Below are 16,551 nucleotides of genomic sequence, written 5' to 3' on the forward strand. Positions count from 1 at the left end.
CTAAAAAATCAGAAAATTATAAGTGTTATGGGGAGTGTTTGATATGGATTTGCTTATAGGTACATTATTTTTAATTTTAGTTTTAGTTGTTTTTACTCTATTTACATATAAGGCACCTAGTGGGATGAAAGCGATGGGTGCTTTAGCGAATGCGGCAATTGCTTCGTTTTTAGTTGAAGCTTTCAATAAATATGTGGGTGGACAAGTATTTGGTATTAAATTCTTAGAAGAATTAGGAGATGCTGCTGGAGGTTTAGGTGGTGTGGCTGCGGCTGGATTAACTGCATTAGCGATTGGAGTATCTCCAGTTTATGCACTAGTTATTGGTGCAGCTTGTGGAGGTATGGACTTGTTGCCAGGATTTTTCGCTGGGTATATTGTAGGCTACATGATGAAGTATACCGAGAAATATGTGCCAGATGGTATTGATTTAATTGGTTCAATCATTCTTCTCGCACCTATAGCTAGGTTAATTGCTACTGGATTGACGCCAGTGGTTAATAACACGTTAATTAAAATTGGGGATATTATACAAAGTAGTACTGACACTAATCCGTTGATTATGGGAATTGTATTGGGAGGTATTATTACAGTAGTAGGTACTGCTCCATTAAGTTCAATGGCTCTCACTGCATTGCTTGGTTTAACGGGTGCGCCTATGGCCATAGGTGCCATGGCCGCATTTAGTTCCGCGTTTATGAATAGTGCATTGTTCCATCGTTTGAAATTGGGAGACCGTAAATCAACCATTTCAGTCGGAATCGAACCGCTTTCTCAAGCTGATATTGTTTCCGCTAATCCTATTCCTATTTATGTCACTAATTTCTTTGGTGGGGCAATTGCCGGTATTATAATTGCTTGGTCAGGTATGATTAATAATGCAACTGGCACTGCTACACCTATTGCAGGTTTTTTAGTGATGTTTGGTTTTAATAGTTTAACGAAAGTGATTATCTATGGTGTGGTTATGGCGATTATAGGAACTATTGCTGGTATTGTAGGGTCTATTGTTTTCAAAAAGTACCCCATTATTACTAAAAAGCAAATGTTAGAACGGGACACAACGACATAACTGAGTATACAATGATGAGCGCTAGGACTAGGCGATTTGAAAATTGATCAAAGTCATAAATGATTTCACGATTATGTGAATACATAAAATGAACAGAATATTTTCTATTCAAAGTTGGAGAAAATATTTTTGTTAATATGTATGCGTGCAACTCTTAAATATTAGGAGAAATGTGGTTGAACAAAATAATATCACACCATTTATTTGACACTTGAGTATGAAAAATATACAGTTAGGCAAATTTAGTATGTTGAAGCATAAACGTTTTATAATAAAAGTGTTAAAAAAGTATTGAGAGGATATGTAGATTATGAACGATTCAATTCAATTCGTAATACAATTTCTCAACTTTTTAAATAGTGTGCTAGTCAACGGTGAACCTAAAATATAGAAAAGTAGCCACTCCATTGAGGAGTGGTTTTATTGTATTAATTTGCAATAATCCCGAAAATGATTAGTTTAAATTGATGAAAGTGTGTCTAAATGTGTTAATAAATAAAAAAAGGAGGAAATTATGAAAAATGTAAGCCCATTTATTTACGTTAAGGACGTAGATAAATCTTTATGTTATTACAAAGATGTATTTAATGCTCAAACAGAAATACTTATGGGTAAAGATGGTCGAACTTATCATGCCCAACTTATTATTGGTGATGAAACGTTCGTACATTTCTCCGATACGTTTCATAAGCATCCCGTTTCTAAAAATCCTCATCTTATTATTGAATGTGATTCATTAGAAGAGTTGGAGCGTGTCTATAAAAGGTTAATTGATGATGGTGGTCATGCTAAAGTGAAACTCAATAAAACTTTTTTTAATGCCTATCATGCAGAGGTAAAAGACCGTCTCAATGGTATCATTTGGGTATTTAATTACTTTTTAGATGAACATATATAATTGTAATAGTTTAATCTTAGTTAGTTGGAAATTTATAATGATTCCAACTAGCTTTTTTTATTTAATCACGTTTATTCAATTTTTAAAAAATTGAGTATTGATAAAAGAAGGAACTTTCTATAGAATGTAAAACGTAATAATTACTATTTACAAAAGAGAGGGTTCTTGAAATGGCGAAAATACCTGTAACTGTATTAAGTGGATATTTAGGGTCGGGCAAAACGACATTGCTTAATCATATATTAAAAAATAGAGAAGGGCGACGCATTGCTGTCATAGTCAATGATATGAGTGAAGTTAATATTGATAAGGATTTAGTAGCACAAGGTGGCGGCTTATCTAGAACAGATGAGAAATTAGTAGAACTTTCTAATGGATGCATATGTTGTACTTTAAGAGACGATTTGTTACGAGAAGTCGAGCGCTTAGTTCACAAAGGGGGTATCGATCAAATTGTAATTGAATCAACTGGGATATCTGAGCCTGTACCAGTAGCTCAAACGTTCTCATACATAGATGAAGAATTAGGTATTGATTTAACCTCTATATGTCGATTAGATACAATGGTGACGGTTGTAGATGCGAATCGCTTTGTTAATGATATTCGTAGTGAAGATTTATTGGCAGACCGTGATGAAAGTGTTGATGATGAAGATGAGCGTACTATTGCTGACTTACTCATTGATCAAGTAGAATTTTGTGATGTGATGATTATCAATAAAATCGATTTGATTAGCGACGAAGCTTTAGAAAAATTAGAAAATGTATTACGTGCATTGCAACCCGAAGCTAAAATTATTAAAACAGTAAATGCTAAAGTGGAATTATCAGATGTACTTAATACGCAATTATTTGATTTTGAGAAGGCAAGTGAATCAGCTGGATGGATCAAAGAATTAACAGCTGGAGGACATGCGACACATACGCCGGAAACAGAAGAGTATGGGATTACATCATTTGCTTATACTAGACGATTACCATTTCATGCAAAAAGATTTCATCAATGGCTAGAACAAATGCCAGAAAATATTGTAAGAACAAAAGGGATTGTATGGTTAGCGCAGTATAATGATGTAGCGTGTTTGTTATCACAGGCTGGTTCATCTTGTAATATTCACCCCGTTACATACTGGGTGGCAACAATGAGTGAAAGTCAACAGCAAGCTATTTTGGAGGCGCGTCAAGATGTAGTAGAAGATTGGGATATCGAATATGGAGATCGTCAAACGCAATTTGTAATTATTGGTACGGATTTAGATCAAGAAAAAATTTCCCGGGAATTAGATGCATGCTTAATTCATAGTAGTGAGATTGATGAAGATTGGCGATTACTAGATAGTCCGTATCAATGGACTTATGATCGACGAATGTAATTGTTTGATTCTGTACTTTAAATGAAAATGTAATATGAATGAATATACTGTGCTGTTTCACGTGAAAAATAAAATAGGCAAGTGCCTCTGAATTCAGAGACGCTTGCCCGCTTAAATAATGAAATCTAAAATATTAATATCGACGTATTTTCAAAATCAGTTATTAGTTGCAAAAAATTTCTATGGCCGAAGGTGTGATATGAGTCGTGCCTAACTATTTTGCAGTTGAAAATAACATTTAAACGATTGCAAATGGTGTGGTAAAGATAAGTAAGGCAAAAAAGTTAATAAAAAATAGGATGATGTTTAACGTCTTATTACCTTTAAACATTGCTATGATATTAATAATAATTGAGATAACAAAGATAATTGCTCCTGGGAAATACCAAAAGTTAAAGTCAGTGTTGTTATAGATGTTCGTAAACATGGTTGTAAAACATATAAAAATGCTAATGAGTGTGACAATAATTGATAATAAACTGGAAATTGAACACTTCTTCATTTTGTCCTTCCTTTCGATGTCGTTATTTATCAAATGAATCAATAGTCATCGTTTTTTCAACAAACGTGATACTGTGTATACCATTATAAGTAAAAATATATTCATTACAATAGTTTATTTTGAAAAGTTATCCAATAATGAAGAGAAGTAAATGTTGGATGTTTAAAGGAGTTTAAACGAGCTGAAAATAAATAGACATAAAAAAACCACCATCGTAAAAGATGGTGGTTATGTAGAATGTAGACTATTTTTTGAATTTTTTAACGATGTCTACGATAGTTTTAACGACTTCGATGATAGTTGATACGATGCTCATGTTCATGACCTCCTTTCAAAAGGGAAATGTATTTAGAGATGGTTGTTGAATATTCAAAAGCTAACTTATAAAATACGTAACTTTTAAATATTATTTTTGAGTAAATTGATCAATTAAGCCTTTAACAATTTCAACAATTTTAGCGATTACATCTGCCATTTAAATGACCTCCCTTACTAATTTGTTATCTATAGTGTAACTGGAATTTGAATTAAATATGTGCATAGTCCCTAAATTAAAATATCAATGTCTTAAGTGAATGATTCATGTTTTTCACTCAACAGTGAGTTATTCCTAAGTGTTATTTTGTCTTTATACTGTTTACATAAGCTTTACAAAAGGATTTTTGAGTAATTAAGCTTTCAATAATCATTATTATATGATTAATTGAGTCTTATTTTGAGAAGCGTAACCATTGACACTCTTGCTCATTTAAAATATATTAATAGTATTATTCGAAAAGGTAATAACTAAGTCTTGCTTTAGCAATTTTAGGTTGAATAACCTTGATTGATAAAGGGGAAAGAGTTCTTACTTTACTACAAAATGATATAGGCAGCTTATTTAAATAAAGTGTACGATTTATTTATACTCCGTAAGATTTATATACATATTGAGGATAAAAGTGCGAAACACTTGAGTTAAATTGAAGCCTACAATAGTTTAAATTCTTTCATTATGACATATATGAAAGGTTAGCTATTGTAGGCTTTTTATTATTGTTTTAGATATTTTTTGAGATGGAGGATACGCAATGTTAAGTTCAGAGTTAATTTTGTTTATGTTTTTTATTACACTTGTCATTGCTATACTGAGTGGATTAATATTTTTGAATCATCGAGTTCCCATTCAATATATTAAATTTCATATATATTTACTTGTTTTACCTATCATTGCGGGATTAAGTGGATTAATATTTTTCGGTAAAAGGGCGAATGTTGGACCTTTTATAGTTGATCATCTTACTTGGTTAATGATGACATTTATTTTGACTTTAGGCTTTATCATTCAAAAGTTTTCTATGCGTTATTTAATTGGCGACATGCATTACCGTAAATATTTTCCGTTTTTTACATTAATTACTGCATTTGCTTCATTGGCATGGTTAAGTGGAGACTTAAGGTTAATGACCATGTTTTGGGGTGCAACATTATTTGTGTTAACACGGCTCATTAAAGTTAACAAATTATGGAAGGTGCCTAGGGAAGCAGCAAGAATTTCAGCTTGGTCATTTATATTGGCATGGTTGTCGTTATTGATTGCTGTCATTTTATTGTATATCGCTACAGGAGATTGGTATATTCATTCGAATATGTCAGATGATAATGCAATCAATTATGGAATGCGTCTCTGTATCAATTTACTTATTGTTTTAGCTGTGATTATTCCGGCGGCACAATTTCCATTTCAAGGCTGGCTTATTGAATCTGTAGCTGCGCCTACGCCAGTTTCAGCTATTATGCACGCTGGTATTGTTAATGCTGGTGGCGTTATTCTTACACGCTTTTCTCCGGTATTTAATGACGAAATAGCCATTTCACTGTTATTAATTATTGCAAGTATTTCAGTATTGTTGGGTTCTGGAATCAGTCTTGTGCATGTTGATTACAAGAGACAACTTGTAGGTTCTACGATAAGTCAAATGGGTTTTATGTTAGTACAATGTGCGCTTGGGGCATATTCTGCGGCGATAGTACATTTAATATTGCATGGTGTGTTTAAAGCGACATTATTTCTACAATCGGGTTCTGTTGTTAAAAGATTTAACATTCCTACGCCTCCATCTGTTAAAAAATCATATGGCTGGCTTGTATTTGGTCGTCTACTAGCTATTCTTATAGCGATAATATTTTGGTTGAATAGTGATAGACATGCATATGATGTATTAAGCGCTCTTATATTAGCTTGGTCGTTAATGGTGTCATGGAATCAATTAGTTGCTTTTAGTCATGGACTCATCGGAAGAGTCATCGGAGTATGTATGATTATTGTTGTAGCAATTGTTTATATTATTACGCATCATTATTTCTTCACGACATTAAGTAACGTTGATATTCATATTGTTTCACCACCACTCATAAGTATTATTCTATCGATTGCTATTATAGTTTTCGGCAGTATGTTAAGCATATGGGTATCACGGCGAAGAGAATCAAAGGCATTTGCGAAGTTATACTTGTGGCTTATTAAAGTAGGAGAGGCTAAAACCCAATCTATAGAAAGTCATCCATCATATTTAAAACGATTTTAATAAAGGAGGATAGAATTATGCTTCAATCAGATATCAATGAATTAGTCAATCAGGCTAAACGTGTAATTACACCTTTATCACCGATTTCAACATTTGCTGCCCGTAATCCGTGGGAGGGGCTAGAAGATGCTTCGTTTGATCAAGTGGCACGTTGGTTAAAAAGTGTGAGGGATATTGACATTTATCCTAATGCGTCTACTATTCACAGAGCGATTAGTAATAAAGAAATAGATTTAAAAGTATTTGAAGAACGGTTGGATGAAAATCGTGCGCATTATAATAATAGGTCACTATCTGACAGTGATATCAACACATATATTCAAAGAGCGAAAAATTTAAAAACGATTGAAGAAGGTTACTTTAATACAAAAGATAACGAGAAAATGGAAAAATGGGTACAAACTAATTTTAAGGATTATAAGAAAAAAGAAGATGTGATAGCGCAAAGTGCTAGTGTTTTCACAAAGGAAGGTACACGACTTATTGATATTTTAAATGCTCATATGATTAAGTGGTCTAAATTATATGTTGATGACTTTCAATCAAGTTGGACTATGCCAAAAAGAGAAAAAGGATTCTATCATGCCTGGCAACGTTTAGTTAAACATGATCCATTATTCACAAAAAAACAACGACTTACTTTAGCACATTTGCCAAATCAAGCAACCGAAGCAATAGAGTACGCCTTTCAAGAATTAGGAGTAAAAGAAGAACATCGACAATCATATATTGAGAGTCATTTATTATCTTTACCAGGTTGGGCAGGAATCATGTATCATCGGTCACAGACACAAAGTAATGATGCTTACTTATTAACAGACTATGTTGCGATTCGTCTATCAATTGAGATGGTACTTTTAAATGACCACCATACAACATTATTAAAAAAATCTATATATTTTCAAAAAAAGTTAGAGCAAATACGTTATTTGCTATTTAACATACAAATGAATGTTGAGCAGTGGTTAAATCTATCATCTAAAAAGCAACAAGCATACATTGAATTGGGGACACGATTCAGCCCGTTTTATTTTAAAAAGTTATGGTTAGATGCATGGGAAGAAACGCATGAACGTCGATTGGTTGATGAAATTTATCGTGTTCCAACCGAAAATACTGATCAAGCAAAAGTACAACTTGCGTTTTGTATTGATGTACGATCCGAACCGTTTAGAAGACATTTAGAAAGTGAAGGGCCTTTTGAAACAATAGGGATTGCTGGGTTCTTTGGTCTGCCAATTCAAAAAGAAGTACTTGATGAACAATTTGCACATCCATCTTTACCAGTGATGGTAGAACCTGCATATCGTATTAAAGAATATGCTGATCAACATGAAATGAAAATTTATAATCAACAACAACATACACTTACATCTATGTTTTACAACTTTAAATTAATGAAAAACAACGTGTTGCCAAGTTTGCTTTTACCAGAATTAAGTGGTCCTTTTTTAAGTATTGCGACTATAGCTAACACAATTTTCCCTAAAAAAGCAAAACGTATTGTTCATCGATTCTCACAAAAATGGCTACGTAAACCAACAGGTAAATTAACTATTCAGCGTGAGCAAGATGCGTATTCAAAACTACCAATCGGCTTTACTTTAGAAGAACAGATTCAATTTTCCAAAAAAGCATTACAATTAATGGACTTAACAGATGATTTTGCACCACTTATTGTTCTATGCGGACACGGTAGTGAATCACATAATAATCCCTATCATGCTTCATTAGAATGTGGGGCTTGCGGCGGTGCCTCGAGTGGGTTCAATGCGAAATTATTAGCAGTAATGTGTAATCAAGAAAATGTTAGACGTGGATTATTGATGGAAGGAATCGACATTCCAAGACATACAGTGTTTATAGCTGCTGAACATCAAACGTCAGTTGATGAGTTAGAGTATATTTATGTTCCACCTTTAACTACAGAAGCTCAAAATGCCTTTGACGAACTTAAGCATGTGATGCCAAAAGTATGTTATAAAGCCAATTTAGAACGTTTGGCATCGTTGCCAAATATAAAAAACACTGACCATAATCCTAATGCTGAAGCGCATCGTCACGCTAGCGATTGGAGTGAAGTTCGTCCAGAATGGGGTCTAGCACGAAATGCTGAATTCATTATTGGGAAACGTCAAATCACCCAAAATAGTAATCTAGAGGGACGGGCATTTCTTCATAATTATGATTGGACAAAGGATGAAGACGGTGAGATTTTAAATACAATTATTTCTGGGCCAGCACTAGTAGCCCAATGGATTAATTTACAATACTACGCCTCAACCGTGGCACCTCACTATTATGGAAGCGGTAGTAAAACAACGCAAACTGTAACAAGTGGTGTAGGTGTCATGCAAGGAAATGCTAGTGATTTAATGTATGGCTTACCATGGCAGTCAGTAATGATGAATGACAAAGAGGCGTATCACGCACCTATTAGGCTTTTAATTGTTATTCAAGCGCCAGATGCATATATTCAACGTTTGTTAAAACATCATAATCACTTTAGACAAAAGGTTGATCATCAATGGATAAGACTTGCCAGTATTGATGAAAATAATAGTTGGAAAGACTGGTAGGAAATACTCGGTGAGATTAACAATTAAAGATTCATTAGAAGAAATTAAGTTTTTTGATTATTTCGGTTTAATGTTAAACTATAAGTAATCAAGAAATAGGAGTCGTCCAGTTATGAAAAAGACGAAAGGTATTTATGAATCTGAAATTAGTAAAGCCATTACACAATGGGAGAAAGATTTTTTAGGAAGAGGTTCTTTGTCTGTAAAAACAGATATTCTTCGTGATATGGTTATTGTTAGTTTACAAGGTATTTTGACACCTGCTGAATATCGCGTGTGTAAAACGAATGAAGGGCTTTTAAATATTAAACGTACACGTTCTGAACTTGTAGAGTCTGGTGAAGAGGACTTGAGTCGCATTATTAAAGATTTGACTGGACTTAATGTGAAAAGTTTTCATAGTGATTTAAGTACTATTACCGGTGAACGCGTAATGATTTTTAAGTTGGAAGATCGTTTTGATAAAGCATTACATGAGTAATAAATTATTTAACGGTACTATCTTTAATAGATAGTGCTGTTTTATTTTAAATGCAAAAAGTCATTAAAGAAGATGAATAGACGATAACCTATACCCATTAAATTTGGAATCATAATCATAGTAGCGATGAGTTTATCTGATTTAAAGCCAATGATACATAAAATAATTGGAATTATGTAAAGAATAAACAACCATACTAACAACGTATCAAAGTCTGGATGTAATGGAATAAAAAAACGAATTAAGGTAATAAGGAGCGCAATATAAATCAATATTTTTTTAGTAAACAATGTGTCGCCTCCTCATTAAAATTATATTTTATGTTAAATCACATTATACATTATTGTATATGTAATGAGTATGATATTTTGTAGACATTTAAAGTATTCAAGTAAATGTTCTTTAAGTAAAATTAATGATAAAACACTGATATAGTGTAAAATGAGAAAGAATGAATATGTTTGAAGTGAGAAGACATATTACATATTCAAAAGAAGACATAATAACTTAAGTGAACCATATTAAAGAAATAGGTGTTGATATGAATTTTAAATATATGAATATAGCAAAAGGGATAATTCCAATTTTAATAAGCATGATTATTCTTTTAAGCTTTATCTCTACTCATGTGCTAGCGCAAAATCAGTGGTTGAGAATGGTTGATCTTAGCGTACAAGAGTGGTTTAGTAATCAATTTGGGGATCCCAATAGAGTGTTTGGACATGGTTTCATCAACAATATAATGACGTTTTGCGCTACCTTTGGTGATGTTAAGATCATTTTAATTGTGGCTACCATTATTGCAGTGCTACTCACGTTTTACAAGAAGGTTCCACAAGCAATATGGCTAATCATAACGATGACTAGTGGCGCATTGATTAATTATTTAATTAAGCAAACGATTGAAAGGTCAAGGCCCGAGAATCATTTAATTGTTGATACAGGATGGTCTTTTCCTAGTGGGCATTCTAATATTAATACATTATTCTTTTTAATGATTATGATCATTATTATCCCGTTAATCCGACAGCGTGCTTTTAAATTTATAATCACAATTTTAAGTATTGCATTTTGGATTAGCGTTTTAATAAGTAGACTGTATTTTCATGCACACTACTTTTCTGACGTTGTAGGAGGCGTAAGTTTAGCGATTATTTGGGTGTCGTTATTTATATTAGTGTCACCTTTATTAAAATTTGGGGGAGAAAAGTAAGTGAAAGTAGCACGAAAAATTTAAAAATAGCATTTTTTAGACGGTCTTGAGAGTGCAGGGCGTCTATTTTATATCAACATCTACATAAATAGGAGTGAATGTAAAAATGAAAGTTAAATCACCACAATCAATCTACTTAAAAGGACATCGTCAACAAGCTGTATTGTTATTACATTCTTTTACGGGAACTGTACGTGATGTAAAACATTTAGCACAACAGTTGAATGAAGAGGGATTTACTTGTTACGTGCCTAGTTATCCAGGCCACGGTTTGCCACTTAAGGAATTTACCCAACACAATATTAATGATTGGTGGGAACAAGTTACAGCAGCATATCAATTTTTAAGAAATGCAGGATACAGTAGAATTAATGTGACAGGCGTATCATTAGGCGGATTATTTACTTTAAGGTTAGCTGAACATTTTGATTTAGAACGTATAGCTGTGATGTCAGCCCCACATAAAAAGCGTGAAAGCGAGATTGCGTGGCGTCTTGAAAGGTATGGGCATCGAATGAATGAAATTTTGAGTTTAAGCGAAGAAGAGCGTCGTCACCAAATGGAAACCATCTTGTCTTATGATAAAGAAATTGAAGTGTTTCAAGGTGTAATTGATGAAATTATGGCTTATCTTGCAAATATTACAGTACCAGTGAATATTATGTATGGCGAAGAAGATGACCCATTATATGCTCAAAGTGCGCAATACATTTATGATAATGTAAATAGTCAAGATAAAGAACTGCTCAAATTTGAAAAAAGCGGTCATCTTATGACGTATGGCGATCATGCATACAGAGTAGAACAATCTATTATTCAATTTTTCAGTAAATAAAGGAGTGTAGAAATATGAAACGTACATTTTTATTAACTTATACAACCGTATCAGGAAAAACATATACGGAATTTAAAACATTTGAAAATGGTCCCGATTACGATACATGTGTATCACGAATTATAGATGAATTTGATGAATTGGCATACTTATATATTAAAAAAGATGTTGTACATTATATTAATGTTGATCACATTGAAAGTCTAGACATTGAAGAAGTGACAGAGGGACAACACATTACTTATGATTTTGAATAAAAATACAGCATCAATCCATAAATATCAAAAAATGTGTATCTCATTATTCTGACAATATATAGGTACATTGCACATAAAATAAACTCATGATAGAGTAGAACTTAAGCATTTTAACACTTTAGCGCTTTAAAGGGAGTTGGTAATTTGAGTGGTCATTCACAATGGAAGACGTCTACCGGTTTTATATTAGCTAGCGCAGGTTCTGCAATAGGATTGGGTGCAATGTGGAAGTTCCCATATATGGCAGGTATATACGGCGGTGGCGCTTTTCTATTAATGTTTTTAATTTTTACTATATTTGTAGGACTACCACTGTTAATTATGGAATTTACGGTAGGTAAAATGGGTCGTACATATACAACGCAAATATATAAGAAATTAACGGGAAAGAAATGGCTTAATATTATCGGATGGAATGGTAATTTAGCCGTATTTATACTATTTGGTTTTTATAGTGTTATTGGTGGTTGGATTATTATATATATAGGTTATGTCATAGCACAAATCATGGTTTTTAAATCAAGTACGCTGACAAATATTCAATTTGAAACAATCATTAGTAATCCATGGTTGACTGTTTTAGGTCAAGGCATATTTATTTTGATAACAATGGTAATTGTTATGTTAGGTGTTGAAAAAGGTTTAGAAAAAGCTTCTAAAATAATGATGCCTCTATTATTTATCTTTTTAATTATCGTTGTAGCACAATCTTTAACTTTAGAAGGTGCTTTAGAAGGTGTACGTTATATACTGCAACCTCGAGTTGAAGATATGTCTATTCAAGGTGTACTATTTGCGTTAGGACAATCGTTTTTTACGCTGTCCCTAGGTACAACCGGAATGATTACTTATGCAAGCTATGCACCTAAAAATATGACGATAAAGTCTTCAGCACTTTCAATTGTCGTAATGAATATTTTAATTTCTGTCTTGGCTGGATTAGCTATATTTCCTGCGCTTAAAACATTTGGTTACCAACCCCAAGAAGGCCCTGGCTTATTATTTAAGGTTTTACCACTAGTATTTAGCGAAATGACTTTTGGTACATTCTTTTACTTTATATTTTTACTATTATTCTTATTTGCGGCATTAACGTCTTCTATATCATTATTAGAGTTAAATGTATCTAATTTTACTAAAAATGATAATAGTAAAAGACAAAAAGTGGCAATCATAGGTAGTATACTTGTATTTATCATTAGTATCCCAGCAACATTATCTTTTAGTAGTCTAAGTCATTTGCGTTTTGGCGCTGGTACGATATTTGATAATATGGATTTTATTGTATCTAATATTCTTATGCCATTAGGGGCACTAGGAACAACATTAGTGGTTGGCCAATTACTAGATAAAAAATTATTAAAAGAAAGCTTTGGGAAAGACAAATTCAACCTATTTTTACCGTGGTATTATTTAATTAAGTTCATCATGCCTATTGTTATTATTTTAGTATTTATAGTTCAATTATTTTAAGTCATTGAGACGTTATTGATAAAACTAAAACAAACGGTCAATTCCATTTTTTAGTGGAGTTGACCGTTTTACTATATAAAGAATGTTATGTAGTTGATTCGAAATATCTAACACCATTAAACGAGCGAATGTTTAACTATGATCTTAAATTGTTTTCTTAAGCGGAAGATAATGAATGTTAAATAGAAGTGTCTATATTTTCTAAAGTAACATCTTGTTTTTGTAATTCATTCATTAACTTTTGCGACATAGTTGAATTAGTAATAATTACATTTTTGAACTCACAATTTTTGAATTTTACATCTTTAAATGTTGTTCCTTCAATTTCTACATTTTTGAAAGAAACGTTTTTAAAAATGATATCAGTCCATTTTACGCTACGAATGAGATTGCTATCGAACATTGCATTTTGGAATAAAGTACTATTAAATACGGATTGATCAAATGGTGTATTCACAAATGTTGAATCTTTAAATTGGTTTTTGTAAAAATGAACATCTTCGAAAATACAATTATTAAACCCGCACGTTGTAAATTTACAATTACAAATTGCTTCTATATTCTTAAAAATACCTTCATTAAAATTACAGTTTTTAAAACGACTTTTATTAACCTCTAATTCATCATACATAGAATTTCTAAAACTAGATGATGTGTAACGAAGATTCTTATAATTTTCATTGGTAAATACAGATAAAGATAAATCTTGTTTCGTCATAATTAAAGCAGCTCCTTATCATTTCTAGTGTATGTAATTCGATAACTTTTATCGATGTGCTAGCTTATTTACCCCTATCATAACACTTTCGGTATGTATTCTCATATAAACGTAATCAATTATAAAAATACTTATTTTAAATAATGTTTAAATTTCAAATTGATTGTACGTTTTTCAGAAATTGCAAAAACAATGCCGATAAGTTATAATTCATATCTGATAAGTAAGAATTAGCGCTAACATAAATAAAGAAAGTGGGTTAAGTTCAGTGATACTCATTGTTGTCATCTGAACCAAAAATAATGATTGCATACGATTTGATAGGACAAACTCCATTAGTTTTATTAGAAAGCTTTAGTGACGAGAATGTTAAAATATACGCCAAACTTGAGCAATTTAATCCTGGTGGTAGCATCAAAGACCGTCTAGGGAAGTACTTAATTGAAAAAGCAATAGATGAAGGACGACTTAAAGAAGGGGATACAATAGTCGAAGCGACTGCTGGTAATACAGGCATTGGACTTGCTATTGCTTCTAATCGGCACAAAGTAAAATGTATCATCTTTGCTCCAGAAGGATTTGCAGAAGAAAAAATTTCAATTATGAAAGCATTGGGTGCAGATGTTAGACGTACCCCCAAAGCTGAGGGAATGACTGGCGCACAGCAAGAGGCGTTGGCATACGCAACACGATATGGATATTTATATATGAATCAATTCGAAACTAAAGATAATCCTGGGGCATATACACAAACACTTGCCAAACAACTCACAGATGAACTTTCACATATTGATTATTTTGTGGCAGGTGTTGGGTCCGGTGGTACGTTTACAGGAGTTGCACAACACTTAAAAACGTATGATGTAAAAAATTATATTGTAGAACCAGAAGGCTCTGTCTTAAATGGTGGTGTCAGTCATCCTCATGCAACTGAAGGGATTGGTTCTGAAAAGTGGCCATCATTTTTAGAAAAAGAATTAGTAGATGGTATTTTTACTGTTGCCGATAAAGATGCTTTTAATAATGTTAAACTTGTCGCGAATAAAGAAGGATTGTTAGTTGGTAGTTCTTCGGGAGCGGCATTACAAGGAGCGTTGGAATTAAAAAAAAGCATTCAAAATGGTGTGATTGTTACCATCTTTCCAGATGGAAGCGATCGATACATGTCCAAACAAATATTCAACTATAAGGAGAGTTTTAATAATGAATAAAAAAACGCAAATGATACATGGGGGACATACGACAGACAACTATACTGGAGCAGTGACAACACCTATTTATCAAACAAGTACTTATTTACAAGATGATATTGGTGATTTAAGACAAGGGTACGAATATTCACGTACTGCAAATCCTACACGTGCGTCTCTTGAAAGTGTTATTGCTAATTTAGAACATGGTAAGCATGGTTTTGCTTTTGGTTCAGGAATGGCAGCAATTAGTGCAGTTATCATGTTATTAGATAAAGGAGATCACTTAGTTCTTAATTCTGATGTTTATGGTGGCACATATCGTGCATTAACTAAAGTATTTACTCGCTTTGGTATAGACGTAGATTTTGTTGATACAACTAAAATTGAAAACATTGAACAATATATTAAACCTGAAACTAAAATGTTATATGTAGAAACACCTTCAAATCCATTATTGCGTGTGACTGATATTAAAGCATCAGCAAAAATTGCAAAAAAATATGATTTGATATCTGTAGTCGATAATACATTTATGACACCTTACTACCAAAACCCTTTAGACTTTGGTATTGATATCGTATTGCATTCGGCTACTAAATATATTGGAGGCCATAGTGATGTTGTAGCTGGTCTTGTTGCTACTGCTGATGATGATTTAGCAGAACGTCTAGGCTTTATTTCAAATTCTACAGGTGGTGTACTTGGACCTCAAGATAGCTATTTATTAATCAGAGGTATTAAAACGCTAGGTCTAAGAATGGAGCAAATAAACCGAAACGTTGAAGGTATTGTGCAAATGTTACAAAAGCACCCTAAAGTTCAACAAGTATTCCATCCTAGTATTAAGGAACATATGAACTATACTATCCATCAAAATCAAGCAACTGGGCATACAGGGGTAGTATCTTTTGAAGTTAAAGATACAGAAGCGGCTAAACAAGTGATTCACGCAACAAACTACTTTACACTGGCAGAGAGTTTAGGGGCAGTTGAAAGTCTAATTTCTGTACCGGCACTTATGACGCATGCGTCCATCCCATCAGATGTAAGAGCCAAGGAAGGTATTACGGATGGTCTCATTCGTTTATCTATTGGTATTGAAGACACAGAAGACTTAGTTAATGATTTAGAACAAGCCTTAAATACTTTGAGATAATATCACTTATTTAGAGATTAAGATGATGAAATGAAACGTTTTGCATCTTAATCTCTTGTTTTATATTTACTATTGAGTTGCGTAATTTCCACAATTTTTGAGATAAGTAACCAATTGTAGAACATTATTTTTCAGAATATTAATTAATTTTGGAAAAATCAAAAAAGATTGTTGACGGTACGACATCAATTCAATATAATGCAAATATTCAGATAATTTTAATCGGAAATTGGA

General features: G+C 32.7%; 17 protein-coding genes. 12 read left to right on the forward strand and 5 right to left on the reverse strand.

What is annotated here, in order from left to right; translation table 11 throughout:
- The first annotated feature begins 43 nt into the window (after positions 1–43).
- The 3 genes from HMPREF2576_RS09270 to HMPREF2576_RS09280 all read left to right on the forward strand — a co-directional run bounded on the left by HMPREF2576_RS09270 (position 44) and on the right by HMPREF2576_RS09280 (position 3,343).
- Positions 44–1,072 (forward strand): PTS sugar transporter subunit IIC, encoded by a 1,029-nt coding sequence (locus tag HMPREF2576_RS09270; RefSeq protein ID WP_002500289.1) that lies wholly within the window; start codon positions 44–46, stop codon positions 1,070–1,072.
- A gap of 514 nt (positions 1,073–1,586) precedes the next feature.
- Entirely contained in the window at positions 1,587–1,970 is a 384-nt protein-coding gene (locus tag HMPREF2576_RS09275) for a VOC family protein (protein ID WP_001829355.1), read from the forward strand.
- A gap of 170 nt (positions 1,971–2,140) precedes the next feature.
- A complete protein-coding gene (locus tag HMPREF2576_RS09280) occupies positions 2,141–3,343 on the forward strand; it encodes a GTP-binding protein (RefSeq protein WP_001829405.1) in 1,203 nt (400 codons plus the stop codon).
- Positions 3,344–3,581: 238 nt separating this feature from the next.
- On the opposite strand, the gene HMPREF2576_RS11900 is transcribed toward HMPREF2576_RS09280, so the two are convergent.
- The 3 genes from HMPREF2576_RS11900 to HMPREF2576_RS12690 form a co-directional block, all read right to left on the reverse strand.
- Complete coding sequence (locus HMPREF2576_RS11900) at positions 3,582–3,845, reverse strand: hypothetical protein (RefSeq protein ID WP_001832458.1); 264 nt, start codon at positions 3,843–3,845, stop codon at positions 3,582–3,584.
- A 244-nt stretch (positions 3,846–4,089) separates the two neighbouring features.
- Entirely contained in the window at positions 4,090–4,161 is a 72-nt protein-coding gene (locus tag HMPREF2576_RS12195) for a phenol-soluble modulin PSM-delta (RefSeq protein ID WP_087587975.1), read from the reverse strand.
- Positions 4,162–4,251: 90 nt separating this feature from the next.
- On the reverse strand, positions 4,252–4,320 hold the full coding sequence (locus HMPREF2576_RS12690) for an alpha-1/alpha-2 family phenol-soluble modulin (protein WP_096824640.1): 69 nt from the start codon (positions 4,318–4,320) through the stop codon (positions 4,252–4,254).
- A gap of 595 nt (positions 4,321–4,915) precedes the next feature.
- Between HMPREF2576_RS12690 and HMPREF2576_RS09285 the strand changes: the two genes are divergently transcribed.
- The 3 genes from HMPREF2576_RS09285 (at position 4,916) to HMPREF2576_RS09295 (ending at position 9,472) form a co-directional block, all read left to right on the forward strand.
- Entirely contained in the window at positions 4,916–6,412 is a 1,497-nt protein-coding gene (locus tag HMPREF2576_RS09285) for an NADH dehydrogenase subunit 5 (protein WP_070856521.1), read from the forward strand.
- A gap of 17 nt (positions 6,413–6,429) precedes the next feature.
- On the forward strand, positions 6,430–8,991 hold the full coding sequence (locus HMPREF2576_RS09290) for a DUF2309 domain-containing protein (protein ID WP_070856523.1): 2,562 nt from the start codon (positions 6,430–6,432) through the stop codon (positions 8,989–8,991).
- 112 nt (positions 8,992–9,103) lie between these two features.
- Positions 9,104–9,472 carry a Na-translocating system protein MpsC family protein gene (locus HMPREF2576_RS09295; RefSeq protein ID WP_001829349.1) on the forward strand — a complete coding sequence of 123 codons (369 nt, stop codon included), beginning with the start codon at positions 9,104–9,106 and terminating at the stop codon, positions 9,470–9,472.
- A gap of 41 nt (positions 9,473–9,513) precedes the next feature.
- On the opposite strand, the gene HMPREF2576_RS09300 is transcribed toward HMPREF2576_RS09295, so the two are convergent.
- A complete protein-coding gene (locus HMPREF2576_RS09300) occupies positions 9,514–9,762 on the reverse strand; it encodes a hypothetical protein (RefSeq protein ID WP_001829374.1) in 249 nt (82 codons plus the stop codon).
- A gap of 251 nt (positions 9,763–10,013) precedes the next feature.
- Here HMPREF2576_RS09300 and HMPREF2576_RS09305 point away from each other — a divergent pair, with 251 nt between their 5' ends.
- From HMPREF2576_RS09305 to HMPREF2576_RS09320, 4 genes are all read left to right on the forward strand, one after another.
- Positions 10,014–10,685, forward strand: coding sequence for a phosphatase PAP2 family protein (locus tag HMPREF2576_RS09305; protein WP_002469436.1), 672 nt, complete (start codon positions 10,014–10,016; stop codon positions 10,683–10,685).
- A gap of 106 nt (positions 10,686–10,791) precedes the next feature.
- Complete coding sequence (locus HMPREF2576_RS09310; RefSeq protein WP_002456834.1) at positions 10,792–11,520, forward strand: alpha/beta hydrolase; 729 nt, start codon at positions 10,792–10,794, stop codon at positions 11,518–11,520.
- Positions 11,521–11,534: 14 nt separating this feature from the next.
- Positions 11,535–11,777, forward strand: coding sequence for a hypothetical protein (locus tag HMPREF2576_RS09315; protein ID WP_001829367.1), 243 nt, complete (start codon positions 11,535–11,537; stop codon positions 11,775–11,777).
- Positions 11,778–11,921: 144 nt separating this feature from the next.
- Positions 11,922–13,250 carry a sodium-dependent transporter gene (locus HMPREF2576_RS09320; protein ID WP_001829393.1) on the forward strand — a complete coding sequence of 443 codons (1,329 nt, stop codon included), beginning with the start codon at positions 11,922–11,924 and terminating at the stop codon, positions 13,248–13,250.
- Between the two features lie 178 nt (positions 13,251–13,428).
- Here HMPREF2576_RS09320 and HMPREF2576_RS09325 read toward each other — a convergent pair whose 3' ends face one another.
- Positions 13,429–13,968 (reverse strand): pentapeptide repeat-containing protein, encoded by a 540-nt coding sequence (locus HMPREF2576_RS09325; RefSeq protein WP_002456835.1) that lies wholly within the window; start codon positions 13,966–13,968, stop codon positions 13,429–13,431.
- A 302-nt stretch (positions 13,969–14,270) separates the two neighbouring features.
- Between HMPREF2576_RS09325 and HMPREF2576_RS09330 the strand changes: the two genes are divergently transcribed.
- Positions 14,271–15,179, forward strand: coding sequence for a PLP-dependent cysteine synthase family protein (locus HMPREF2576_RS09330; RefSeq protein WP_001829369.1), 909 nt, complete (start codon positions 14,271–14,273; stop codon positions 15,177–15,179).
- The gene (locus tag HMPREF2576_RS09335) at positions 15,172–16,317 is read left to right on the forward strand and encodes a bifunctional cystathionine gamma-lyase/homocysteine desulfhydrase (protein WP_001829386.1); all 1,146 of its coding nucleotides are present in this window, start codon (positions 15,172–15,174) and stop codon (positions 16,315–16,317) included. Before HMPREF2576_RS09330 ends, HMPREF2576_RS09335 begins: the two co-directional genes overlap by 8 nt.
- Positions 16,318–16,551 lie beyond the last annotated feature (234 nt).

It is taken from the genome of Staphylococcus sp. HMSC063F05, from assembly GCF_001837075.1.
GTDB lineage: Bacteria > Bacillota > Bacilli > Staphylococcales > Staphylococcaceae > Staphylococcus > Staphylococcus epidermidis.